Genomic DNA, 22,686 nt, shown 5'->3' on the forward strand with positions numbered 1-22,686 from the left:
CCGCTTATTTCGGTCGTCTTTTATTCCGTTTTCCATTCGCACTAATCAGGGAGTGGGTGTGAAGGGTAATTCGCGCGGCGGATCAACACTCACCCACGCGAAGGACGACCCGGTGGTTCGGCGGCCGTCACCATGAGATCGCGATCACCTGCGGCGGTTCTTTCCTCCGCGTGCAGGTGCCGCGCGGATGAGGTCGGCGAACCATCGGCCCAATAGCCGGTTCGTGCCGCCGCCACATGCGCTCTAAATACCTGGAAAGACGCCCGAAAGGAAACCGAGGAACGTGAAGAAGCGCGAGAAGGCCCTGCTCGCCACGACCGCCACGGCGGCCCTGGCCACCCTCGCCCTGGTGCCGGCGGCTCCCGCCACCGCCGCGAGTTACACGGTCGAGGTCCAGCTCCAGACCACCAGCACCGTGAAGGAATCCGCCGGAGTCACCTTCACCTGCCCCGCCAACCAGGTCATGACCGGCCGTTCGCACTCCGGAGATGAGAACGGCTACACGAAGTACTCCTGCAGCCGGATCCTCATCAACGGCGAGCAGGTGGCGGTGGAGTCCCGGAGCTGGAGCTCCAACCAGAAGGAGAGCAGCTCGAACTACGAGACCACCGACAACCGGGTCATCACCGGCCGGTGGCACAGCGGGAACGAGAACGGCTACACGAACTACGAGTCGGGCGCGCTGTGGTGGCAGGGCAGGCAACTGCGGCTCGTCCCCGGCCCGTGGACTTCGAACCTGCGTGAGAGCAGCCATTCCGTATCGGCGAGCCCCTACCACGTCATGATCGGCCGGAAGCACTCCGGAGACGAGAACGGCTACACGAACTACCGGTTCGCCTCGGTCACGGTCGACGGCTGAGCCCTCCTACCTCCACTCACCCGGCACCGCCCCGGGCGAAGGCTCTTCCGCCGCTGAAGCCTTCACCCCGGGCGGCCACCGAAAAGCCGGGAGCGGCTGAGCCCGGCACCGCGCCTCGCACCGCCGGATGAGCCGGTGGTCTGCACGCCCGGGTCCTGGCGCGAGAGTCAGGGCCCGGGTTCACCACAGCTCAGAGGCCACTTCGCCGGAACTTCCCCAGGGGCCGCCGGAAGCTCCGGCGGCCCCTGGGGCGCGGGAGTCGGCTTTCCGGTTTCCGCACACCGCAGAGCAAGGGCCCCGAGCCGCGACGCGCAGCGTCGCAATGAACATCGTCAATACGGCCGGCGGGTCAGGCTCAGGTGCACCATCTCGGTGAGCGTCACGATGTCGAAGACCGGCACGCCGGTCCGCTCCTGGATCGCGTGCGCGAACGGCACCAGGTCGGTGCACTCGATGACGATCGCCCCCATGTCGGGGTTGTCGCGCGCGAGCCGTACGGCCTGGCCCAGCACCTCGCGTTCCAGGCGGTCGGCGTCCAGTTCCACGCGCCGGCCTTCGAGCATGACCTCGCGGAACTCGGGTTCCTCCTCCATCCCGGCGACGCAGACCGGGACGTCCTCGGCTCCGACCGCCTCCAGGTGCCGCCGGGTCAGCGCGGCCTTCTTCGCCACCAGCAGTCCCACCTTCCGGCCGGGGCGGAGCATGCGGTGGACCATCGGCAGTTGGATCAGGCTGGAGGCGTAGAGGGGGACGCCGACCGCGCCGGCCAGTTCCCGCTGGAAGAGGACGAGGAAGCCGCAGGCGCCGGTGATCGCCGCCGCGCCCTCCTCCTCCAGTTCCCGCGCCGCGTCGACGAACGGGTCGAGCAGCCGGGGGTCGCCCATGCTCACCACGCGCTCCGGCGTCGCGCCCCGCACCACCTTGTAGATCACCGGGAAGCCGAAGGTGACCGGGTTCCTGATGTGTCCGGGGATCTTGGTGAACGAGGTCTCCAGGCACAGCACGCCTATCGGAGCCTCGCCGCCCGTCTTCTCCTCGCCGGTCATGGCCATCGCCTTCCTCCGTCTCGTCCGCGCCGCCGGGCCGTACGGTCGCCGTAGCGGCCCGGGTGGAACGGCGCGGGGTCCGTGTCGGGTGGCTCGCCGGTGAGGAGCTGGGCGAGCAGCCTGCCCCCGGACGGCGCCAGGCCCATGCCGATGTGGCCGTGACCGCAGGCCAGCCAGAGACCGCGGTACGACCCGGCCCGCCCGATGAGGGGAAGGCTGTCCGGGGTGCAGGGTCGCAGGCCGCTCCAGGTCTCGATGATCGGGGTGGTCTCCATCCCGGGGAGGTAGGACCGGACGGTCCGCAGGATGCCCGCCACGCGCCGCCGGGATACCGCGGGATCCATGCCGGACAGCTCCAGCGTCCCGCCGAGGCGCAGCCGGTCGCCGAGCGGTGTGATCGCGACCTTGCCCTCCCCCAGCAGGACCGGGTGCCGCGGCGCGTTGCCCGGCGCCTTGACCGTGACGGTGTAGCCCTTGGCGGGCTGGAGGGGGAGCCGCAGTCCCAGGTGACGGACGCACTCCGCCGACCAGGCGCCGGCGGCGACGACCGTCTCGGCGGGCGAGAGGTCGCCGCGCGTCGTCCGTACCCGCCGGACCGCGCCGCCCGCGGTCTCGAAGCCGACGACCCCGGTCTCCTCCAGGATCTCGACTCCCATGTCCCGCAGCGTCCGGGCGAACTCGCGGAGGAACTCCGGGACGCGCAGGTAGGCGCCCTCCTCGTTGTACAGCGCGCCGCGGACGTCGAACTCGACGCCCGGTTCGAGTGCCCGCAGCTCGTCCGGGTCGAGGACGCGCAGCGGCACACCGCGGGCGACCGCCCGGGGTACGGAGCGGCGTCCCTTCTCGAACCCCTCGGCCGTGTTGAACGCCAGCAGCATGCCTCCCTCGGCGAAGGCGGAGGCGAGACCGTTCGGACCGGCCGCTCCACCCGGTCCGGGCGGGCCGGTCGGCGCGCACAGTTCGCGCAGCATCGCCAGGCTGCGCCTCTTCATGTCGGCCAGCACCCGGAAGGCGGCGTCGGCGGCGCGTTCGTCGCAGGCGCGGCGGAAGTGCCACAGCCAGCGCGCCAGCTCGGGGTCCCAGCGCGGCCGGACGGAGAACGGGCTCTCCGGGTCGAGCAGCCAGCGCAACCCCTGGGCCGGCACGCCGGGCTCGGCGAGGGGCGCCGCGCCCTGCGTGCCGACGAAGCCGGTGTTGCCGTGGGAGCAGGACTGCGGGCCGCCGACCGGCCCGCGTTCCACCACGGTGACCCGGGCACCGCCGAGCCGGAGGTGGTAGGCGCAGAACAGGCCGGCGATGCCGCCGCCGATGACGAGGACGTCCGGGTCGTGCCGCGCGGGGACCCCGTCGAGGGCTTCGAGGGCGCCGGGATCGCCGTGGTCACCACGGTCACCGGAGCCGCCGAGGGCGTCCATACCGTCGGGGACGCCAGCGCCGCCGGAAGCGCCGGAAGCACCGGAAGCGTCGGGGACATCGGGGGCGTCCATACCGTCAGGGGCGTCGGGGGAAGGCATCGCCGGCGTTCACCGTCCTTCACAGACTCACGACGAAGAAGTTGGTCGGGAGGTTGACCACGACGCGCTCGTGGATCTGGGCCATGAGCGCGAGGCCCCCCGGCTCGGCGAAGGTCCCCGGGGGCGGCTCGGCGAAACGGATCACCGAGCGGCCGGCGTCGAACAGCAGGGCGCCGTGCCCGAAGTCTCCGACGAGGGCGGTGCCCGGCTCGACCAGGCGGGTCCGCACGATGAAGACGCCGTTCCGTTCGATGTCGTCCATCAGACGGCCCTCGCCCATGAAGGCGTAGTAGTCGGCGGGGTTGATGATGAGGCCGTCGGCCGTGCCCCCCATCTGCTCCACCTCGTTGCACGCCGCCAGGATCGTGGAAGAGAACGACCCCCTGGAGGTCATGCGGGCGATCTGCGGCATGTTCAGCAGGCCGCCGGCGCCACGGATGATCGTGTCGTTCTCTGCGGTGGACAGGCGGACGATGAGCCGGTAGTTGATGAAGGACTCGAAGGTCTCGATGTCCTCCCACAGATCCGGCGGGACCTGGACCCAGGCGGTGGTGGGCAGCAGCTCGGGTACGGGTGAGCGGTGGAAGCGGTTGGCCGCCTCCCGCCGGAGGTCGGCCTCGTGGACCTGTGGAGCGCCGGGGTCCGGGAGGCTCTCGTGCCAGTAGTAGCGCCGGGGATCCTTTGAGAGGTCGACGACCTTGATCATGTTGCGCGCCGGGTAGCGCGGCTTGCGCCGGGAACTCGTCAGCGAGTCGGTGATCGTCACGTCGTACTCGACGACGGCGTCGGTCCCCTTGGCCGCGCAGGCCTCGGCGAAGATCCGTCCCGGGGACATCTCGGTCCTGCGCTGGGCGACGACCTCGGCCATCGTGCGCTTCATGGTGTCTGTCGGCTGCATGGCGTCCTCACTGTCGCGGTGCTGGTCACGGTCGGCGCGGTCGGCGCGGTCGATGTCGGCACGGTCAGCGTCTGCGGGCGACGAAGACCCCCCAGCCGAACTCCCCCCGGTCGATGGCAGCCTGGATCTCGCCACAGGACTCGGAGAAGGCGAGCATCCAGTCGCGCGCCGCGGCGTCCGGCGTCGTCTCGGCCCGCTCGCGCGCGGTCTTCCCCAGCACCCGGTAGGTCTGCCTGATGTGATCTTCGAGGTTGCGGGCGAGGAGGATCTCGAATCCGGCGTCCTCCAGGGCCCGCTGGTAACCGACGAGCGAGTAGCCGCCGCCCCACCGCACCCGGTCGTAGACGTGCTTGCGGGCGCGTTCGCCGATGTCCTCCCTGGGCTGGAGGAAGTCGGAGAAGGCGAAGATCCCGCCGGGCCGCAGGACGCGGTTGACCTCCGCGTGGCTGCGCGGCTTGTCCGGCACCAGGAAGAGCGCGTCCTGGCTGACGACGTGGGTGAAGGAACCGTCCTCGTACGGCATGCGCGTCGCCGAGCCGTGCCGGAAGGCGATGCCGGGACGGTCCCCGGCCAGCTTCCTGGCGAACGCGACGCGCTCGGCGCTCAGGTCGAGCCCCTCGCCGCGGCAGCCGTACCGGTCGGCAAGATGGATCAGGAAGTTGCCGCAGCCGCAGCCCACGTCGAGCACGTGGGAGGTCTCACCGATCCCGGCCTCGGCCGCCATGATGTCGGAGGTCCGTTCGGCGGCCGCGCGGTAGTCCTCGTCGTCGTCGCCGGAGAAGTACCCCGTGTGCAGGACGCCCTCGCTGTCCCAGAAGGTGAGGTAGGTCTGCGTGGTCTGGTCGAAGAAGTCCCCGACGTCCTTCTCGGTGTAGACATGACTGGTCAGCGACATCATGCGCTCCTTGTCTCCGTGGTGTCTTTTGTTCCTCGTCCGGCGGCGTCCCGTGCGAGGATCCCGGTGAGATGCCTCGTGCGGGACGTCTCCGGGACGCCTCGCGTCGACCGGGGGTCCGGTGGCGGTCAGGGGCCGTGGCCGTCAGAGGATCCCCGGCCGCAAGAGGTTCCCTCGCGGCAGAAGTCCGGCGGCGGTCAGGGGCCGTGGCGGTCGGTCGTCCGATGGCGATCAGGTGTAGGTGTTCTCCCCCGCGCCCGACAGGTGCGGCAGCTCCGGCCCCACGACGGCGGCGCCGCCGTCGATCAGGTGCACCGCGCCGGTGACGAAGGACGCCCGCTCCCCGGCGAGGAAGGCCACCACCGCGGCGATCTCCTCGGGGCGGGCCAGACGGCCGACGGCGTTGTGGTGGCCCATGGCGCGCAGCCGTTCCTCCACGTCGCCGCCCGCGGCCAGCCGGGCCGCGGCCCGCTCCATCGGCGGGGTACGGGCCCCGCCGGGAGCCAGCACGTTGACGGTGATGCCGTCGCGCCCCACCTCCGCGGCGAGCGCCTGGGCGAAACGCACCAGGGCCGCACGGGTCACGCCCGAGAGCGCCAGCGGCGGGATGGGGACGCTCGCCGTCTCCGAGGCCACGAACAGCAGCCGGCCCCATCCGGCGGCCCTCAGGTACGGCAGCGCCGCGAGGGCGAGGTCCACCGCGGGCAGCAGCACCTTGCCGACGGCCGCCTCGTAGTCACCCGTCGCGAAACGCGAGGCCGGGCCGATCGGGGGGCTGCCGCCGCTGACGAGGACGATGTGCAGGGCGCCGAGGTCGGCGGCCACCTCGTCCACCCAGCGGCGCGCCGCCTGCCCGTCGGTGATGTCCACGCTCCGGACGTGGACGTGGCCCGACGCCACCTCCTTGACGGCGCGTTCGGCCTCCCGGAGCCGGTCGGGATCGCGGGCGCCGATCGCGACGTGCGCGCCCTCCCTGGCCAGCTCCCTGGCGGCGGCGAGGCCGAGCCCGCTGGAGCCGCCGGCGACGAGCGCGACCTTGTTCGCAAGGCCCAGGTCCAATCGTGGTCCTCTCTGTTCTCATTGCGACGCTGTTCTCATGGCGACGCTGCGCGTCGCGGCTCGGGGGCTTGAGCCCGGTGTCTTCCCTCGTCACTCCGTCGCTCCGCTCCCTGTTCATGGCGACGCTGCGCGTCGCGGCTCAGGGGCTCCTGTCCGGTGTCTTCCCTCGTCACTCCGTCGCTTCGCTCCTCCGCTCCTCAGTCCAGACACCGGCGCCCCCTCGCTGTTCTCATTGCGACGCTGCGCGTCGCGGCTCGGGGGCTTGAGCCCGGTGTCTTCCCTCGTCGTCCACTCGCTGCGCTCGCTCTCTCCTCGGTCCAGACACCGGCGCCCCCTCGCGGGTCCGGACTCCGGTGGCCCCTTGCGGGTCCGGTCAGTGGCGACCCTTGGCGGTGTTCTTCAGGCCAGGCGCCGGGGCGCCTCTCGGGGCGCCGGTGGGCAGGGAGCCGCCGTACCGGTAGCCGTAGTGCCGTAGGAGCGGCCACGACAGCGCCGTCGCCGCCAGTCTGGCCGTGGCCGGCAGGCCCGTCCGCCAGGCGTCGTCCCGGTCCCGGATGACGGTCACGCCGGTGCGGAAGCGGTCCGGGTTACCGGTGACCGTGTGGTTGGGGCGCAGCTCGACGGCCCGGTCCCGCACCGGGTTGCCGGCCGGGTCGGCACCGCAGAGCCGCAGGAGCGTATCGATGGTCCCCGCCGGGTCGGCGGCGAAGTCCTCGTAGCGCAGGAGGAGCGACCGCTCCGGGTGGCGCCGGGTGATGGCCCGGGAGGCCAGGTTGAAGCCGTCCCAGTAGGCGGTGCTCTTCGCCGCGGACATGGCGTAGACGTACTCCTTGGGCCGGCGCCAGGAGTGGGCCACCGCCCGGGGGTCCCGTACGAGGTGGACGTAGTACGGCCGCACCCCGTCGAGGTGGGGCAGCAGGGCGGCCTCGCCGGGGATCTTCGTGGTGTCCACGATCACCCGCGCTCCGGTCCGCTCGGCGATGGCGTGGTAGGTGTGGGTCATCAGGGCGGCGTGCTCGCGGATGTCGTCGCGGTACGGCCCGCGGCCGAGCACGCGCCAGGTGTGCCGGGTCCGGACGCAGGAGAGCTGGCGGCGGATGACGGCGGCGGCATGCTCGTGCGCCGTCATCCCGGCCGGGCGGACGGTCTCCAGGATCTCCGACCAGACCGGGCAGCGGGTCAGCGTCTCGCCGCAGCCGCACAGGTTGTTGGCGCCTTTGCCGACGCTGTTCCTCCACAGGAAGTGCAGCTCCCCGACGTGGAAGAACCCCGGGATCTCGTTGAGGACGTTGCCGATGATGGTGCTGCCGTTGCGGCACCATCCGGTGATGCACAGGATCGTGAGGGGCGACGATGTGTCCATGGGGGCTCCCTGGCTTCAGCCGGTGGTCGCCGGCCGTACGGCCGGCCTGCGGACACGGAGCGCCACGGCCACGGCCGCCACGGCGCAGGCGGCGCCGGCGACGAACACGGCCGGGTAGCCGAATCCCGTCGCCACGGCTCCGATCAGCGGGCCCCAGAGGGCGAGGCCCAGGTCCCAGAAGGAGGTGTAGGCGCCGATCGCCGCCCCCTGCTCGGCGGGGTCGGCCAGGTCCATCACCATCAGGGAGAGCGAGGGGTGCAACAGCGAGAACCCCACCCCGGTGATCACACTGCCGATCAGGGCGACCGGCAGGTTCGGGGCCACCGCGACGACCAGCAGGCCGACGGCCTCGCCGATGCCGCACCAGACCGCGACCCTGCGCGGTCCGAGCCGGTCCGGCAGGTGGCCGATGAACAGCCTCGTACCGGCGTAGACGGCGCTGAAGCAGCTGAGCACGGCGACGCCGGAGTCGATGCCACGGGCTCTCAGGTGCAGGACGACGAAGGCGGCGAGACCGGCGTATCCGGCGGAGGCCAGGGCCAGCGCCGTTCCGGGCAGCAGCGCCGGGCGCACCAGCAGGCGGTGCCCGCTCCCCCGCCGCACGCCGCCCGCCGGGCCGGTGCCCCGCTCCTCTCCGCCGGAGGTTCCTCCGCCGGAAACCGTGCCGCCGGGAACCTCGCCGGGCCGCCCGGTGCGGGCGTGCACCGGGGACGCACTGATCAGCAGGAGGCCGACGAGTGCGGCCGCGCCGCTGAAGGCCCACACCGCGCCGTAGCCGAGCGGCAGCATCGCCGCCCCGAGGAAGGTGCCCGCGGAGATGCCGCCCCACATGCTCACGCCGTACAGGCCGATGAGCTGGCCGCGGCGCTCGTGCGGGGCGAGCGCCACGGTCCAGACGGCGCCCGCGGTGAACAGCGCCGCCTCCCCCACGCCGAGCAGCAGGCGCAGGGGGACGAGCCCGGCCACGCCGAGCGGCAGGAAGTACAGGACGCCGCCCACCGCGATGATCAGTGCGCCCGCCAGCATGACGAGGCGGTGGCCGTGGCGGTCGGCCAGGTGACCCGCGACGGGCCGGACCAGCAGCGCGGTGAACGCGGTGGCCATGACCACCAGGCCGACCGCGACGTCGGGGGCGCCGTAGCGTTCCCGGACGAAGCCCGGCAGCACCGGGATCACCGCGCTGAGGCCCACGTACCCGCAGAAGAGCCCGCCGAAGACCCCGACGAGGGCGAGGCGGGGAATCGCGTTTCCCGTGACCTGTGCGCTCATCACCGCCGCCCGGCCCGCGCGACGCCGGCCGTGCCACCGTCCGGTACGGCGCTCGCCCCCGCGGGCGGCACGGTGTCCGGCACGGTGTCCGGCACGGGCCGCGCTCCCGCCGTTCCTGCCGTTCCCGGGGCCGGTCCGGCGTGCGCTCCGGCCGGAAGGCCGCTCTCCGGTACGGCGAGCGCCTCCGCCGGGGGTCCGGCGGCCGGGCGGGCGGCCTCCGCGACCTTGCGGACCGCGCGGACGAGCTGGTCGCAGTCGGCCGGCGACAGGCTGGACGACAGCGGGACGTCGACCGCCTCCCGCAGGTGACGCGTCGTGGCCGGCAGCAGTGCCCTGACCTGCTCGGCGGTCAGGCCGCCGAACATGAACCGCCAGTTCCAGAAGACGCGGACGTTGACGTCCTCGTCGGAGCCGAGGTTGCGCGCGTCGATGCCCTCGTGGCGCAGCGCGCGGGCGAACCATTCGGCGTCCCCGCCCGGGACCCGGAAGATGAACGCCTCGCCGAGGTAGGCGCCGGGGGCGACCGGTTGCCGGATCTCGATCCCCGGGACGCCGGCCAGTGCCGCGGCCACGTAGGAGTAGTTGGCGCGGAAGCGTTCCAGACGGACCGGCAGCCGTTCCAGTTCGGAGCGGAGCAGCGCCGCGCGGATCTCGTCCATCCGGAAGCTGAGCAGCGGCAGGTCCAGATCGGTGCCGATCGGCGGGTCGCCGTCCGGGAAGTGCCGGCGGAAGCGGCCCTCGTAGGCGCCCGAGAGCACGACGGCGCGGGCGAACAGCACGCTGTCGTCGGTGACCAGGAATCCGCCCTCGCCGCAGTTGAGCGACTTGTCGGACTGGGTGCTGAAGGCCCCCGCGAGGCCGAAGGTGCCGAGCTTGCGGCCTCGCAGCTCGGCGCCCAGGGCCGGTACGGCGTCCTCGATGACCGGCACGCCCATCTCCGCGGCGAAACGCGTCAGCGCCTCCATGTCTGCGGCGAAGCCGCGCATGTGGACCACCAGGATCGCCTTGATCTCCGGCGTCCAGCGGCGGCGGAGGTCGTCGAGGTCCATGTGCAGGTTCTCGTCCACCTCCACCAGCAAGGGCGTGCATCCGGCGAGCACGATGGCGCTGGGGGTGGCGACGAAGGTGAAGCCGGGGCAGGCGACGAGCGAGCCCGGCGGGATGCCCGCCGCCATGATCGCGAGCGCGAGCGCGGCGGTGCCGCTGGACACGGCCAGCGCGTGCCTGCTGCCGAAGTAGCGGCGCAGTTCCTCCTCGAGCGCGCCGCACTCGGTCTCGTGCTGGGCGCGGTGGTCGTAGCGGAAGTAGAGGTGGCTGCGGACGGCGCGCATCGCCGCCTCCTCGTCCTCGGGATGGACGAAGACGGCTCCCTTGTCGTAGGTGGGCCACGGTGCGTGCCGGACGGGGCTGCCGCCGTACAGGGCCAGCCGCGTGTCCTCGGTCTGCCCGGTCCGTGCCTGCGGCCGGACCGGTGTCGAACTCTCTTCTGTGCCGTCCACCGTCGAGCTCCTCGTCGTCGGCTGTCGGTTTCCGTCGTTGACGGTGCGCGGGCACGCGGACACCGCCCCGGGCGGGGCCGTGGTCGCGTATCGATGACCTTTTGTGAAGGCGGTAGAAGGCGGGGAAGCGCCGGGGGCCGTGGGGCGACCGTCCCGGTGGCGCCGTCCGGCGGGGCCGGCGGGCCGGGGGTTTCGTAGGGGGCGGATGAGATTTTTTGAATGTTCTCTAAATACATTAGGGGTGTCAATGAGAGCTAATGGCCGGTATTGGACAGACAAAAATAGTCATATCAACATATTTACCTTTTGGCGCTTACGTCACTTCAACACCATGGGTTTCGTACGGCACACACGTCACACCGGTGGCACGGCGGCATCCCGCCCGGCCCGGCGCGAGCCCGAGGTGGCCGAGCAGAGCCGGTGCGCCGGTCGACGGGCGCCGCGCATCGGGCCGAGGATGCCGCCGACCTCGCCCGGATGCTCTATATCGACGCCGGTCAGCCATATCCGCTGGATTCTCGACGATCACCACCGGGACCCCTGGTGAGCCGGAGCGGCACCTTGGCCTCTCCGAGACGGGTGGCCGCCCACTGCCGGAGGTGATCGCGCGACTCAGTGGCCGCCGGACAACTCGCCGGACAGGGTGGCGCGCATCTTGGGTGCCGGATGGGGGCGGGCCGGGGAAACGGGACTGATCGCACCGCGCCCCGGCCCGCCCCGGCAAGGGGCGGCTTCGCCCCAGATCACCGTCACGGCCTCATCGGAGCCGAGCTCTACGACGAGCGCCGGCCTCGGCGGTCCGGCCCGGTCTGCAGGCCGTCGAGGATGAGCGCGAGGTAGCGCCGCCACGGTTGCACGGCGCCGGCGGCCGGCAGATCCATCACGGAGTCGATCATCGCAACGATGGGCGCGATGTCCTCCACCGTGACGTCGTCGCGCATCGTGCCCTGCTCCTGGGCGCGGGCGATGAGGTGGCCGCAGGACTCCACGATGCCCTCCCGGGTGCGCACGATCTGCTCGCTGTCGCTCGTGCCCTGCCGTATCAGTTCGCGGAGCCCACGATCGGCCGCGGCCTGCTCCAAGGCATGTTCGAGGAAGGCCCTCAGGGCTTCGTAGGCGTCCCGCCCCGCCAGCGCGGCCTGCGCCATGGCGCGGATGTCGTCGAGCTTGCCGGCGTAGACGGCCTCGGCGAGGGCCTCTTTGTTGGGAAACCGCCGGTAGACGGTGCCGACGCCGAGTCCCGCGTGGTGGGCCACGTCATTGAGCGTGGCTTGCAGCCCGCGCGCGGCGAACACCTCCCGCGCCGCCGCCAGTGTGCGCCGCCGGTTGTGCTCGGCGTCGCGGCGCAGTACCGGTGTCTCTTCGCTCATGACATCCCCGCTCCTCCGACTAACCGGATACAGCATATCCGGTTCGTGCTAGGCTGCCCGACATAAGCGGATACTGCATATCCACTTCGATGGGTATGCCGTGAGAGCAGGTGAAACATGCAGACCGTGGTCATCACCGGAGGCACCGACGGGCTCGGCAAGGGGCTGGCCCTCCACTACCTCCGGCAAGGCGCTCACGTCATCGCCGTCGGCAGCACCGCCGGAAAGGGACAGGCCCTGCTCGCCGAGGCCGAGACCATTCCAACCGGGCGGGCCGGCTTCGTGCGCTCCGATCTCACCTCGGTGTCCGCCTCCCAGGATCTCGTCGAACGCCTCGCCGAGGATCATCCGGTCGTGGACAAGCTGATTCTCTGCGCCCAGCGATACCGGCTCTTCGGCGACCGCGTGACCACCCGCGAGGGCTTCGAGCACAGCTTCGCGCTCGCCTATCTCAGCCGTTTCGTGCTGAGCCACGGCCTCCACGACGCGCTGCGGGCCGCCCGCCGTCCGGTCATCATGAACGTGGGCACGCCCGGTGTCCCGCTGGGCCGCATTCACTGGGATGACCTGCAGCTGACGCGCGCCTACAGCGGGACCAAGGCCACCCTGCAGTCCTTCCGGGCCAACGATCTCCTTGGAGTCGCCTTCGGCGTTCTGCATGCCGGCAGCGGCGTCTCCTACATCGGCTACAACCCCGGCGTGGTCTCCACCGGCATGCCCGAGAGCCTGCCGCAACCGCTACGCGCCGCGACGAAGGCGTTCTTCGCCATGTTCGCCACGTCGGTACCGAAGGCCACGGCACCCATGACCGCACTCCTGGACGACCCACCGGCCGAGCCCTTCACCGCCTACTGGCAGAAGCGCCGGCTGTCGCTGGACGGCCGCGCATTCGCCAGGCAGGACGCACTACGCCTCCACGACCTCACGCGAGAACTGATCCCGCGCTGACGCCCGTGCCGTACCCGCATTCGATGGCCTGCCCGACCGACCGGGACGACGGCGCCCCCGACCAGACCTGGAGAACGTACAGATGCACTTGAGCGACATGACAGGCAAGACTGCCCTGATCACCGGCAGCACCGCGGGGATCGGCATGGAGACCGCACGCGGCCTGGCCGAACGGGGGGCCTCCGTCATCCTCGTGGGAATCGATCGCATTCGAGCGCAGCAGGCCGCGCAGGACATCCGCGCCGGCGCCGGACACGATCGGGTGAGCGCCTTCGCCGCCGACCTCACCAGCCTCCACGGGCTGCTCCGGCTCGCATCCCGGATCGCCGAGCGCTACGAGGCCCTGGACGTCTTGGTCAACAACGTCGGTATGAACCGGCCGCACCGTGAGCTGACCGCCGACGGGGTGGAGAAGATGTTCGCCGCCCACGTTCTCACCCCGTTCACCCTCACTCACCTGCTCCTGCCGCAGCTGAAGCGCGCCGGCCACGCCCGAGTCGTCAACCTGACGGGCGGCATTCCCGGCGGCCCCATCGATCATGACAACCTTCTGGGCGAGCGCCGCTTCATCGGGTGGACGTTCAGCCACTACAACCACACCAAGACCATGACGATGGCGCTGACGGCCCGGCTCGCCCGGGAGCTGCGCGGCACGGGGGTGACCGCCAATGTGGTCTACCCCGGGCACGGCTACACGCCGATGAACAGATCGACCCCGATCACCGCTTTCCCGAGGCTCTACCGGCCGATCGCGCCCCTGGTCCTGAAGGTCGTCGCTCCGCTTTTCCTGTCGGATCTGACCCGTTCGGCTCGCTCCAGCGTCTATCTGGCCGCGAGCCCGGAGGTGGAGGGCCTCACCGGCGCCTACTTCGACGACAAGTGCCGCCGCAAGCCGTTGCCGGCCAGCGCTCTCGACGAACGCAACCAGAGCGCCGTGTGGGACCTCTGCGTCCGGCTGAGCGCGGACGCGCTCACAGGCACCCAGGCCTGATCGGACCCCCTGGCGGTCACCACTGTCATGGGGCTCGTCCGCCCCCTTGCGCCACCATCGGCACCCTGACGGCACGTCACGCCTGAGCGGCCTATCGCCGAGGATGGGACGTGGCGCCAGGCCACGCCGACGCGCAGGACGTAGATGACGCCGGCCAGAGCCAGGCGGTCATCGATCGGCCGCCGCCCCGGATGGCGTCGGCGACGTGGCGGGTAAGGCGGCGCGGGCCGTCTCCACGCCGGGAGCCGGGAGCCGGGCGGCGGGCGGCGGGCGGCGGGCGGCGGGCGGCGGGCGGCGGGCGGCCGGGAATCCGCGGGGCTCACCGCGGATTCCCGGGTGGAGGGTCCTCTCACCAGTTGGCGGGCAGGCCCGGCACGGTGGTGGGCAGGGCTTGGCCCGGCGGGCGGATGACGTAGACGATGCCGCCGCTGCTGGTGCTGCGCTGCCAGACGTTCTCGAAGTCGCCCCGCGGATAGACGTGGCGCACCGCGTCGTCGCTCGGCGAGGCGGGGTCGTTGGCGATCACGTCGCCGGTGGCGGTGAACCCGACGATCACCATGATGTGGCCGTCGGTGCCGTAGCCGGCGCCGGGCAGCTCACTCTCCTTGAACGACTGGGAGGTGATCACCGGGATTCCCGCGGCGATGAAGCGCTCCAGCTCGGTCAGCGACCGCAGCCGGGTGACGAAACCCTCCATCCCGTACCGCCCGGCGTAAGCGGTGTTGAACGGCCAGTTGCCCGCCCCCTGGTAGGCGTGGTCGTAGGTGTAACGGGCGGCGTGGTCGACCTCGGGATCGGGGTCGGACGGGTCCACCCAGGAGGTGTCCTCCTTGCTGGGCCAGGCGCCCCAGTAGCCGAGCACCATCGTGGTGGAGGTCGGGCTGCACCACGCCTGGCCGCCGCCGTCCCACTCGGGGTAGTGGCCCTTGTGGACGTTCTGGGAACGGCGCGGCACTTTCAGCTCGATGCCCCAGGCTTGGCCACCGGGACTGGCCGCCACGCGCTTGCGCTCGGGGACGGTCGAGGCCATCGCGCCCAGGCTCCGTACGACGGGGGTCACGGTGGAGCCGGGCGTGCGGTGCAGTGTGACGCGCAGCTGGTAGGCGGTGATCGGCCGGCCCGACGCGGCGACGAAGGTGTCGACCGAGACGGTGCCGTCGGCGTCGCCCTGGCCGGGGACCGAGGTGCGGCGGATGTCATCCTCGCCGTAGGCCCAGCGGCCCATGACGTACCACTTGCTCAGCCCGGCGGCGTTGCGGCCGCGCATCTCGACCTGCACCCAGCTCCCGGGCGGGGTGTCGGCGGTCCAGGACGCGACCAGCTCGGTGGCGGCGAAGCCGACCCTCTGCTCGGGACCGGTCCAGCAGGCGTACTCCCAGGTACGGGTGCCCAGGGCGTCGGTGTAGGAGGTGGTTCCGGCGGCGGAGGCGAAGGCCAGGGTGTCACGGGCCGTCACACCCTCGGCGACGCCGGCGGGGAAGGAGGCCCGTTGGTAGACGACGTCGGTCTGGGCCGGTGGCGGCTTGGTCACGGCCGCGGCGGGCCCCACCGCCGAGGCGGTGAGGGTCGCGGACGACACGACGGTGGACAGGAACGCGGAGAGGAACACGGTCAGCACGCGCATGGGCTCACCTTGCCTGGGGGTTCTCGACCCCGCAGACGGTAGGTCTCCGCGCCACACCGCGCATCGGGAACTTTACGTATCCGCGCCCCCACCAACGGAAAAGCCCGCGAGGGGGCGCCGGTGTCTGGACCGAGGAGAGAGCGAGCGCAGCGAGCGAACGACGAGGGAAGACACCGGGTCTGAGCCCCCGAGCCGCGACGCGCCAGCGTCGCCATGAACACAGCGGATATCAGCGCAGGGACGCGCCGACGCCCCGACGAAGGCCGTCCATCTCGTCCCGGGAGACGTCGTAGGCGGCTCCGCAGTAGGTGCACTGCATCATGTATCTCTTCCGCACCGGGAAGAGCGGAATGAAGAACAGGCTGAACTTCGTCACCCGCTTCGCCAGCGCCTGAGCCGCGGTGTTGCCGCAGTTACGACAGACGAGAGTGACCATGCCAAGCCGCTGGATCGCGGTACGAAGACCGAAGATGAACAACATCACCCGCTCCTACCCGCCCCAGCCCAACTTCCACGTCGAACCCGCGAGGGGGCGCCGGTGTCTGGACCGAGGAGGGAGCGAGCGCAGCGAGCGAACGACGAGGGAAGACACCGGACTCCAGCCCCCGAGCCGCGACACGAAGTGTCGCCATGAGCGCAGCGAGCGAACGACGAGGGAAGTCAGCGGTCACCAGCCCCCGAGCCGCGACGCGCCAGCGTCGCAATGAGTAGAGAGAGGGCGAGGCGGTCGGTCGGTGAGTCGAGGTCCAGGCCGGTCAGTTTCGCCAGGCGGCGCAGCCGGGCGCGCAGTGTCTCGCGGTGCACGCCGGCCGCGGCCGCGGCCGGGTCCCAGTGGTGGTTGGCCTCGACCCAGGCCCGGGCGGCGGCGATCAGTGTCTCGCCGTCGGCCGTCTCGGTCACGGGTGCGAGCAGCGCGGCCGCGAACCGCTCCGCTTCGGGTGAGGCCAGCAGCCGGTCCAGTTCCATCACGGGTGTGTCGGCGTAGCGCACCACCGGCCGGTCCGGGCCGGTCAGCTCGGCGGCCAGGCTGGACTCGCGGATGCCGGCCGGGACCTCGTCGAGCGGCCTGGGCGCGGCGATCCCGGCGCGGGCGCCGTCGAGCAGAGGCTCCAGCCGTTCCTCGGTGAACCCCGGGATGACGAGCACGACCGTGCCGGCCCGGCCGTCGCCGGCCGCCCAGCCGCCGGCCGCCACGATCCGCTCGGCGGCGCGGCGATGGCCGGGGCCGGCCAGCGTGACGGCCGCGAACTCCTCGGGCAGCGGCAGGTCGGCCGCGGCGGCCACCCGCGCGGCCGAGCGGGCGTCGCCCTCGGCCAGCAGCCCGGCGATCGTCCGGCGCAGTTCGCGTTCGCCGCCCCGGTCGAGCACGGTGAGCAGGGCGGCGGCGGTGCCGATGATCCCGGCGGCCCACATGGGCCGTTCGCCGGCCGAGAGCGCGCCGACGCAGAGCGTGCCGCGCCGCTCGCGGGCCGGGCCCAGTGGGACCGCGGTCACCGGCTCGCCGTCCAGTTCGACCTGGAGGATGTGCCGTCCGGACCGGTCGCCCTGGCGGGCCAGTTCGGTGAGCGCCTCGGCGGCGGGGCCCGCGCCGGCGGGCGCGCGCAGCGCCACGGCGTGCCCGGCGTCCAGTACGGCGACCCAGCCGTGCAGTTCCCGCGCCAGCCGGTCGGCCACGGCCTGCCGTCCGGCGTATCCGGCTTCGGCGAGCTGCTGCTGTACCTTTCTGGCCTGTTCGGCCTCGCGCCGCGCCTCTGCGGCGTTCAGGTCGGCCACGGCCCGGTCCACCGCGACGAACGGCGTGCGGCGCGGGACCTCGATCAGCGTCAGCCGGTGGCGGCGGGTGGCGTGGACGACTTCGGCGGGGACCTCGGTGAACCAGGGGTCGAGGCCGAATCCGACGGCGCGGGCCCCGGCCTCGGCGAGCCGGGTCGCCCACCGTTCGGCCGCCGCGGCGGGGTCGTCCTGGTCGCGCAGCCACATGCCGCTGGTCAGCAGCAGTTCGGCGCCGTCAAGCCAGGGTGTGGGGTCGGGCTGCTCGGACACCGCCACCCAGCGCACCGGCTGGTCGAGCCCTTCGTGGCCCAGGACCACCCGCAGTCCGAGGCGGGCGTTGGCCAGCAGCCGTCGGATCGTCACCGCCATGGCTTTCCACCGTCCTCCGCGCGGCCGCCCCGGCGGCCGCCGGTCAGCGGGGCCGTCGCAGCATCTCCGCGCCGAACAGGTCGGTCCGGCGCCGTGCCAGCTGCGGTTTCACCGCGCACGCCTCCCCCGCGCCGTCCGTGCCCCGCACCGCGCATCGCAGCTTCGTCCAGCCTATCCCCGTGTTCAGCGCCTCCTTTCGGGGCACCGTGACGTGGTCGGGGCCGAAGACGCCGCCGGGTGTCGTGCCGGCGTTGGCCAGGGCGATCCAGACGTGGGAGTCGCCGGCGCGCAGCCGGGCGGGGTGGGCGAAGGCGGGCTCGGGGTCGCGCAGCGCGGCCGGGTTCAGCGGCACCCGGGTGCCGGGGAAGGGCACCGGGTAGGGCCAGTCCACCGCGGCGGGCACCGCGAGGACGTCGGCGCCGAGGACCGCGAGCGCCCGCGAGGGTTCGAAGGGTTCCAGCTCCTCCCCCGCCAGCAGCCCGAGCGAGCCCCACGGCCGGGTGACGACCGCCGGGGGCGCGTCGCCGGGCTCGGCCCAGGCGGCGTGCGCGCCCAGGTGGGTGACGTGGCGGCGGGCGGCCTCGCCGCCGGGGGTGACGAGCGTGACCGCGTACCGGACCGGACCCGGCCGGCCGGCCGAACCGTCCGCGCTCTCCGCGTTCCCGGCGTCGCTCCCGCCGTCGCCGGGTACGGCCAGCGCGGTCACCGCGTCGCAGCGGTGCCGTTCGCACCAGGCGCGCAGTTCCTCCAGCGCGGCCCGGGCCCGGCCCGGGTCGGGGACGCCGCCGGTCAGGTGGAAGGCGGGCAACACGGCGAGGTCGGTGCCTTCGGGCGGGGCGGGCAGATCGCCGGTGGGCCCGGCCAGTACGGCGACGCCCACGGACGGCCCGTCTCCGGCTGCGGCCCCGGGCATGATCCCGGTCCCGGCTACGGCCGCGTCCCCCGTCGCGCCCTCGGGCACGGTCCCGATCCCGGTCTCCGCCCCGCCGGACAAGGACAGACCGCTGGACAAGGGCAGGCCGCCGGGCGGCGTGGTCAGCGCCTCACGCTCGGCGCGCGGCCAGGTGGTCGAGCGGGCCAGCGGGCCGTACTCCGCGGGACGCCGGGCGGCCAGCCGCCGGTGGCGCGCGGTGGCCGCGGCGGTCAGGTCGAGGGTGGCGGTGACGAACCCGGGACCGTCGTCCAGGGCGGCGGTGACGTCGCCGGTGTGGTCGAGCACACAGCTTCCGCCACTGAACTGGAAGGAGTTGCCGGCGAGGGTCTCGGCACCGGCCTGGTCGGCGGCGACCAGCGGCAGGCCGTTCTCCCAGGCGCGCAGCCGCCAGGTGGCGCTGGGGCCGGGCTCGGCCACCCATGCGGTGGGCAGCGCGATCCAGTCGGCGCCGCGCAGCGCGGCGTACCGGGCCGGCTCGGGATAGTCGATGTCGGCGCAGATCAGCGGAGTGACACGACCCGCAGGGGTGTCCCACACCGGCGGCGACAGGTGGCCGTCCACCGCCCACAGGGGGTCGGGGACGAACGCCTGCGTCTTGCGGTAGGAGCCGACCGGCCCGTCGGGGCCGATGAGCACGCACGCGTTGTGCAGAGTGCCCAGCTCGGGGTCGAGTTCGGGCATGCCGAGCACGATCCAGGCACCGGTGGTACGGCACAGCCGGGTGAGCCGGCGCACCGACGATCCGTCCACGGGCTCGGCGAAGGGCCGCACGTGCTCCTCGGAGGACCACAGGTAACCGGTCAGGGCCATCTCGGGGGTCACGACCACCCGCGCGCCGGCCGCGGCGGCCGCCGCGACGAGATCCTCGATCGCCTCCAGGTTGGCGGCGACGTCGCCGTGCGCCGACTGGAGCTGGACGGCTCCGACGGTGACCGTGCCGGGTGCGCCGGGCCTGGGCGGGGTGGTGATCGCGGTCATGGTCTCCGATTCTCCGGTCGGTCCAGGAGTAGTGCTCATGGCGACGCTTCGTGTCACGGCTCGGGGGTCGTGTTCACGGCGACACTTCGTGTCGCGGCTCGGGGGCTGTGTTCACGGCGACACTTCGTGTCGCGGCTCGGGGGCTCATGTCCGGTGTCTTCCCTCGTCACTCCGTCGCTCCGCTCCTGCGTTCCTCGGTCCAGACACCGGCGCCCCCTCGCAGGCTCCTCAATCCAGACACCGGCGCCCCCTCGCAGGCTCCTCGGTCCAGTCAGCGGCGCCCCCTCGCGGGGAGCGGAGGGGGACGCCCGCCGCGGGGTGGCCGGACGGACGGGGGAGCATCCGGTCCGTGCCGCCCCGCGGCGGGCGGGAGCGGCGTCAGTCGAAGACGATGACGCTGCGGGTGCGGGTGCCGTCGCGCATCGCGTCGAACGCCTCGTTCACCTCGTCGAGCCGGACGCGGTGCGAGATGAGCGAGTCCAGCGGCAGCTTACCCGCGAGGTAGAGCTCGGCCAGCCGGGGGAAGTCCAGGCTCGGCACGGCTCCGCCGTAGTTGGAGCCGATGAGGGTCTTGCCCGCCTCGGCCAGTTCCAGCACGTCGATGCCGGCCTTGGCGCCCTCGGGCGGCAGACCGACGAGGACCCCGACGCCGCCGGGCGCCAGCAGCGACGGCAGCGTCTCGATGGTCTCGACGCGGCCGATCACCTCGAAGGCGTAGTCGGCGCCGCCGTCGGTCAGCTCGGCCACCTGGGCGGCGACGTCTTCACCGGCGCGCAGGGTGTGGGTGGCGCCGAACGAGCGGGCGGCGGCCAGCTTCTCCTCGGCGGTGTCCACCGCGATGATCGGGTGGGCTCCGGCGAGCGCCAGGCCCATGATCACCGCCAGGCCCACGCCGCCGCAGCCGACGACGACGGCCGAGGAGCCGGCGGGCACCCTGGCGTTGTTGACGACCGCGCCGACGCCGGTGGTGATCGAGCAGCCGATGAGGCTGGCGACGTCGAACGGCACGTCGGAGGGGATGCGGACCGCGGCCGACTCGGGCACGACGGTGTACTCGCTCATCGTGCCCACGGCGAGGTAGGGGTAGACGACGTCGTCGCCGTCGCGCAGCCGGGTGGTGCCGTCGGGCAGCAGGCACTCGGGCGCCCGGGTGCCGGTGCACGCCCACGCCTTGCCGGCCGCGCAGGCGCGGCAGCGGCGGCAGGGGTAGTACCACGACAGGATGACGCTGTCGCCGGGGGCCAGGCCGGTGACGCCCTCGCCGACCGCCTCCACGGTGCCGGCGCCCTCGTGGCCCATCACCGTCGGGGAGGGCAGGTTCCACTCGCCGTCGAGGACGTGCCGGTCGGAGCCGCACACGCCGGAGGCGCCGAGCCGTACCAGGACCTCGCCGGGGCCCGGGTCGGCCACCTGGATCTCCTTGATCTCCAGGCGGTTGCCGCGGCCGTCGTGCACGGCCGCCAGGGCGGTTCTGGGCATCAGGACTCCTTGTGCGTGGTGACGGGGACCGCTCCGGCGACGGCCGGGGCGAGGTGCCGGCGGTTGAGCGCACGGCTGAGGACGATGTGCGCGACCGCGGCGACGACCACGGCGGGCACCGAGGCGGTGAGCCAGTTGAAGGCGGGCAGCGTGTCGAGGGTCTGCGGGTTGTACAGCACCACGTAGGCGGCGGCGCCCAGCGCGGTGGAGATCAGCCCGGACAGGTTGAACCCGCCGGTGAAGTGGTACGGGCTGGCGGCGCGGTGCGCGTACAGGCCGCGCAGGTCCAGCCGCTGGCGGCGCACCACGAAGTAGTCGGCGATGACCGTACCGCAGATCGCCGCGAGGAAGGCGCCGCTCCAGGTGACGAACACCAGGAACCGGTCGTACAGCAGGTTCGGCCAGAAGCTGATGATCGCCGGGAGGAGGAAGAATCCTCCGGTGAGCCATTCCCAGCGGAATCTCGCCAGCAGCTCGCCGCCGGCCTGCCGCAACGCGAGGCAGGTCGAGTAGACGATGGAGGTGAGACTGGTGAGGTTGGCGAAGGCGATGAACAGCAGCGCCAGCATGCCGAGCCATTTGCCGCCGAGGGGGACCATCCACACGGTGGGGTCGGGGTCGCCGAGGGTCAGCGCGGCCGCCATGCCCACGACCTGGGCCACGATCGTCGCGCCGAACAGGCCGATGAAGCCCGGCCACAGTGCGCTGCGCGGGCGGTCGGTGAGGCGGGCCAGGCTGCCCATGACCGGCCACCACGACAGGCCGACGCCGAGGTTGAACTCGACGGCGAGGGCGAAGTTCAGCCCCTCGCTGGGGAACGGGTTCAGCGGCTTGGCCGCCAGCAGGTCGTTCCACGAGGTCTTGGTGAGCACCAGCACGATCATGCCGACGGTCAGCAGGGCCAGGCCGGGCGAGACGATGCGGTTGAGGAACCGCATCGTCAGCGGACCCTTGGCCAGGACGATCCAGGCGATCGCCAGCGCGAGAAGGGCCAGGATGGTCACCGGCAGCGCGTTGGGGCCGATGTCGGTGCCGAACACCTGGTTGGACACCTGCGTGGTGGCCCGCCCGAACATCACGCCGAGCAGCGCCGACCAGCCCATCTCGGTGAAGAGCACGACGGTGAACACCAGGACGGCGACCCCGCCGAACCCGAACACACTGCGCAGCAGGGTGTACTGCTCCACGCCGTAGCGCTGGCTGGAGACGACGCTGCCCAGCAGCATCACGGCGACGCCGATGGCGTTGCCGATGATCATCGCCGCCAGGCCCTTCTGGAAGCCCACCAGCGCGGCCGTGGAGCCGCCGACGAGGAACGCCCACGTCGCGATGGCCAGGCCGACGTTCACCCAGGTGAAGTCGGTGAAGTTCCAGACCCGCTCGCTGCGCAGCACGGGCAGCGACCCGAAGGTCGCCTCCTTGGCGACGTCTTCGTTGGCCGACATCACGCCATCACCCACCCGGCGATCGTGAGGGCCACGACGATGGCGGCCAGCAGCCACAGGTCGGCCGCGGCGAGGGGCGCGTGCGCCGGGTCGCCCGACTCGTCGCGTTCGAGGGTGACGAGCCGCCTGTCCAGCTCGGCCCGCAACGCGGAGTCCTTCACATCCATACGGTTAACCTCCAGGAACGGTCGCCCGACGGCGCCGGTCGTCTCCCGCGGACCGGCCGCGTGTGACGCGGAGCTCATCCGGCGGTTAACTCACCGTAAAAGGTGGTTCCTGAAGGTGTTCCCGCTGTATTTCCGCTGTTCGGGCGGCGATGATGGCGGATTTACCGTACGGCGGGGCCGTCGGGGACGGTCCGGAGCGGCCGTCC

19 protein-coding genes and 1 pseudogene are annotated in these 22,686 nt (G+C 72.3%); 3 read left to right on the forward strand and 17 right to left on the reverse strand.

The window, feature by feature from the left end; genetic code table 11:
• Nucleotides 1-283: 283 nt before the first annotated feature.
• Nucleotides 284-859 carry a hypothetical protein gene (locus ACQP10_RS22290; RefSeq protein ID WP_346022300.1) on the forward strand — a complete coding sequence of 192 codons (576 nt, stop codon included), beginning with the start codon at nucleotides 284-286 and terminating at the stop codon, nucleotides 857-859.
• 332 nt (nucleotides 860-1,191) lie between these two features.
• Here the strand turns inward: ACQP10_RS22290 and ACQP10_RS22295 are convergent, their stop codons facing one another.
• The 9 genes from ACQP10_RS22295 to ACQP10_RS22335 form a co-directional block, all read right to left on the reverse strand.
• Nucleotides 1,192-1,911 carry an aspartate/glutamate racemase family protein gene (locus ACQP10_RS22295; protein ID WP_346022301.1) on the reverse strand — a complete coding sequence of 240 codons (720 nt, stop codon included), beginning with the start codon at nucleotides 1,909-1,911 and terminating at the stop codon, nucleotides 1,192-1,194.
• Nucleotides 1,902-3,320, reverse strand: a complete 1,419-nt coding sequence (locus ACQP10_RS22300) for an NAD(P)/FAD-dependent oxidoreductase (RefSeq protein ID WP_346022302.1) — start codon at nucleotides 3,318-3,320, stop codon at nucleotides 1,902-1,904. Before ACQP10_RS22300 ends, ACQP10_RS22295 begins: the two co-directional genes overlap by 10 nt.
• A gap of 118 nt (nucleotides 3,321-3,438) precedes the next feature.
• Nucleotides 3,439-4,317 carry a family 3 encapsulin nanocompartment shell protein gene (locus tag ACQP10_RS22305; protein ID WP_346022303.1) on the reverse strand — a complete coding sequence of 293 codons (879 nt, stop codon included), beginning with the start codon at nucleotides 4,315-4,317 and terminating at the stop codon, nucleotides 3,439-3,441.
• Nucleotides 4,318-4,381: 64 nt separating this feature from the next.
• Complete coding sequence (locus tag ACQP10_RS22310) at nucleotides 4,382-5,212, reverse strand: class I SAM-dependent methyltransferase (protein ID WP_179828481.1); 831 nt, start codon at nucleotides 5,210-5,212, stop codon at nucleotides 4,382-4,384.
• A 231-nt stretch (nucleotides 5,213-5,443) separates the two neighbouring features.
• Nucleotides 5,444-6,271 (reverse strand): SDR family NAD(P)-dependent oxidoreductase, encoded by an 828-nt coding sequence (locus ACQP10_RS22315; RefSeq protein WP_189248851.1) that lies wholly within the window; start codon nucleotides 6,269-6,271, stop codon nucleotides 5,444-5,446.
• 373 nt (nucleotides 6,272-6,644) lie between these two features.
• A complete protein-coding gene (locus ACQP10_RS22320) occupies nucleotides 6,645-7,634 on the reverse strand; it encodes a sulfotransferase (protein WP_433539645.1) in 990 nt (329 codons plus the stop codon).
• Between the two features lie 15 nt (nucleotides 7,635-7,649).
• Complete coding sequence (locus tag ACQP10_RS22325) at nucleotides 7,650-8,903, reverse strand: MFS transporter (RefSeq protein WP_389998899.1); 1,254 nt, start codon at nucleotides 8,901-8,903, stop codon at nucleotides 7,650-7,652.
• A complete protein-coding gene (locus tag ACQP10_RS22330; protein ID WP_433539646.1) occupies nucleotides 8,903-10,402 on the reverse strand; it encodes a DegT/DnrJ/EryC1/StrS family aminotransferase in 1,500 nt (499 codons plus the stop codon). The genes ACQP10_RS22325 and ACQP10_RS22330 overlap by 1 nt, the downstream gene beginning before the upstream one ends.
• Before the next feature lie 773 nt (nucleotides 10,403-11,175).
• Complete coding sequence (locus ACQP10_RS22335) at nucleotides 11,176-11,772, reverse strand: TetR/AcrR family transcriptional regulator (protein WP_346022309.1); 597 nt, start codon at nucleotides 11,770-11,772, stop codon at nucleotides 11,176-11,178.
• A gap of 117 nt (nucleotides 11,773-11,889) precedes the next feature.
• Here ACQP10_RS22335 and ACQP10_RS22340 point away from each other — a divergent pair, with 117 nt between their 5' ends.
• Nucleotides 11,890-12,720 carry an SDR family NAD(P)-dependent oxidoreductase gene (locus ACQP10_RS22340; protein WP_389998905.1) on the forward strand — a complete coding sequence of 277 codons (831 nt, stop codon included), beginning with the start codon at nucleotides 11,890-11,892 and terminating at the stop codon, nucleotides 12,718-12,720.
• Nucleotides 12,721-12,817: 97 nt separating this feature from the next.
• Complete coding sequence (locus tag ACQP10_RS22345; protein ID WP_433539647.1) at nucleotides 12,818-13,711, forward strand: SDR family NAD(P)-dependent oxidoreductase; 894 nt, start codon at nucleotides 12,818-12,820, stop codon at nucleotides 13,709-13,711.
• A 71-nt stretch (nucleotides 13,712-13,782) separates the two neighbouring features.
• On the opposite strand, the pseudogene ACQP10_RS22350 reads toward ACQP10_RS22345, so the two are convergent.
• From ACQP10_RS22350 to ACQP10_RS22385, 8 genes and pseudogenes are all read right to left on the reverse strand, one after another.
• A pseudogene (locus tag ACQP10_RS22350) lies at nucleotides 13,783-13,947 on the reverse strand (transposase); the annotation flags it as partial.
• A gap of 113 nt (nucleotides 13,948-14,060) precedes the next feature.
• Entirely contained in the window at nucleotides 14,061-15,335 is a 1,275-nt protein-coding gene (locus ACQP10_RS22355) for a C39 family peptidase (protein ID WP_433539648.1), read from the reverse strand.
• A gap of 229 nt (nucleotides 15,336-15,564) precedes the next feature.
• Nucleotides 15,565-15,816, reverse strand: coding sequence for a zinc ribbon domain-containing protein (locus ACQP10_RS22360; RefSeq protein WP_346022313.1), 252 nt, complete (start codon nucleotides 15,814-15,816; stop codon nucleotides 15,565-15,567).
• A gap of 179 nt (nucleotides 15,817-15,995) precedes the next feature.
• Nucleotides 15,996-17,477, reverse strand: a complete 1,482-nt coding sequence (locus tag ACQP10_RS22365; protein ID WP_433539649.1) for a PucR family transcriptional regulator — start codon at nucleotides 17,475-17,477, stop codon at nucleotides 15,996-15,998.
• A 43-nt stretch (nucleotides 17,478-17,520) separates the two neighbouring features.
• Entirely contained in the window at nucleotides 17,521-19,389 is a 1,869-nt protein-coding gene (locus ACQP10_RS22370) for a nitrilase-related carbon-nitrogen hydrolase (RefSeq protein ID WP_433539650.1), read from the reverse strand.
• A 378-nt stretch (nucleotides 19,390-19,767) separates the two neighbouring features.
• Nucleotides 19,768-20,868, reverse strand: a complete 1,101-nt coding sequence (locus ACQP10_RS22375) for an alcohol dehydrogenase catalytic domain-containing protein (RefSeq protein ID WP_389998920.1) — start codon at nucleotides 20,866-20,868, stop codon at nucleotides 19,768-19,770.
• Entirely contained in the window at nucleotides 20,868-22,313 is a 1,446-nt protein-coding gene (locus ACQP10_RS22380; RefSeq protein ID WP_346022317.1) for a purine-cytosine permease family protein, read from the reverse strand. The genes ACQP10_RS22375 and ACQP10_RS22380 overlap by 1 nt, the downstream gene beginning before the upstream one ends.
• Entirely contained in the window at nucleotides 22,313-22,480 is a 168-nt protein-coding gene (locus ACQP10_RS22385; RefSeq protein WP_179828456.1) for a hypothetical protein, read from the reverse strand. Before ACQP10_RS22385 ends, ACQP10_RS22380 begins: the two co-directional genes overlap by 1 nt.
• Nucleotides 22,481-22,686 lie beyond the last annotated feature (206 nt).

It is taken from the genome of Streptosporangium sandarakinum, assembly GCF_050942225.1.
GTDB lineage: Bacteria > Actinomycetota > Actinomycetes > Streptosporangiales > Streptosporangiaceae > Streptosporangium > Streptosporangium nondiastaticum.

What these genes read in the sequence shown, in the direction of transcription:
- ACQP10_RS22320 (WP_433539645.1), bottom strand. Translation starts at nt 7,634, where the DNA reads ATGGACACATCGTCGCCCCTCACGATCCTGTGCATCACCGGATGGTGC.
- ACQP10_RS22355 (WP_433539648.1), bottom strand. Translation starts at nt 15,335, where the DNA reads ATGCGCGTGCTGACCGTGTTCCTCTCCGCGTTCCTGTCCACCGTCGTG.
- ACQP10_RS22335 (WP_346022309.1), bottom strand. Translation starts at nt 11,772, where the DNA reads ATGAGCGAAGAGACACCGGTACTGCGCCGCGACGCCGAGCACAACCGG.
- ACQP10_RS22305 (WP_346022303.1), bottom strand. Translation starts at nt 4,317, where the DNA reads ATGCAGCCGACAGACACCATGAAGCGCACGATGGCCGAGGTCGTCGCC.
- ACQP10_RS22375 (WP_389998920.1), bottom strand. Translation starts at nt 20,868, where the DNA reads ATGCCCAGAACCGCCCTGGCGGCCGTGCACGACGGCCGCGGCAACCGC.
- ACQP10_RS22340 (WP_389998905.1), top strand. Translation starts at nt 11,890, where the DNA reads ATGCAGACCGTGGTCATCACCGGAGGCACCGACGGGCTCGGCAAGGGG.
- ACQP10_RS22385 (WP_179828456.1), bottom strand. Translation starts at nt 22,480, where the DNA reads ATGGATGTGAAGGACTCCGCGTTGCGGGCCGAGCTGGACAGGCGGCTC.
- ACQP10_RS22325 (WP_389998899.1), bottom strand. Translation starts at nt 8,903, where the DNA reads ATGAGCGCACAGGTCACGGGAAACGCGATTCCCCGCCTCGCCCTCGTC.
- ACQP10_RS22300 (WP_346022302.1), bottom strand. Translation starts at nt 3,320, where the DNA reads ATGGACGCCCTCGGCGGCTCCGGTGACCGTGGTGACCACGGCGATCCC.
- ACQP10_RS22380 (WP_346022317.1), bottom strand. Translation starts at nt 22,313, where the DNA reads ATGTCGGCCAACGAAGACGTCGCCAAGGAGGCGACCTTCGGGTCGCTG.
- ACQP10_RS22310 (WP_179828481.1), bottom strand. Translation starts at nt 5,212, where the DNA reads ATGTCGCTGACCAGTCATGTCTACACCGAGAAGGACGTCGGGGACTTC.
- ACQP10_RS22345 (WP_433539647.1), top strand. Translation starts at nt 12,818, where the DNA reads ATGACAGGCAAGACTGCCCTGATCACCGGCAGCACCGCGGGGATCGGC.
- ACQP10_RS22360 (WP_346022313.1), bottom strand. Translation starts at nt 15,816, where the DNA reads ATGTTGTTCATCTTCGGTCTTCGTACCGCGATCCAGCGGCTTGGCATG.
- ACQP10_RS22365 (WP_433539649.1), bottom strand. Translation starts at nt 17,477, where the DNA reads ATGGCGGTGACGATCCGACGGCTGCTGGCCAACGCCCGCCTCGGACTG.
- ACQP10_RS22370 (WP_433539650.1), bottom strand. Translation starts at nt 19,389, where the DNA reads ATGACCGCGATCACCACCCCGCCCAGGCCCGGCGCACCCGGCACGGTC.
- ACQP10_RS22295 (WP_346022301.1), bottom strand. Translation starts at nt 1,911, where the DNA reads ATGGCCATGACCGGCGAGGAGAAGACGGGCGGCGAGGCTCCGATAGGC.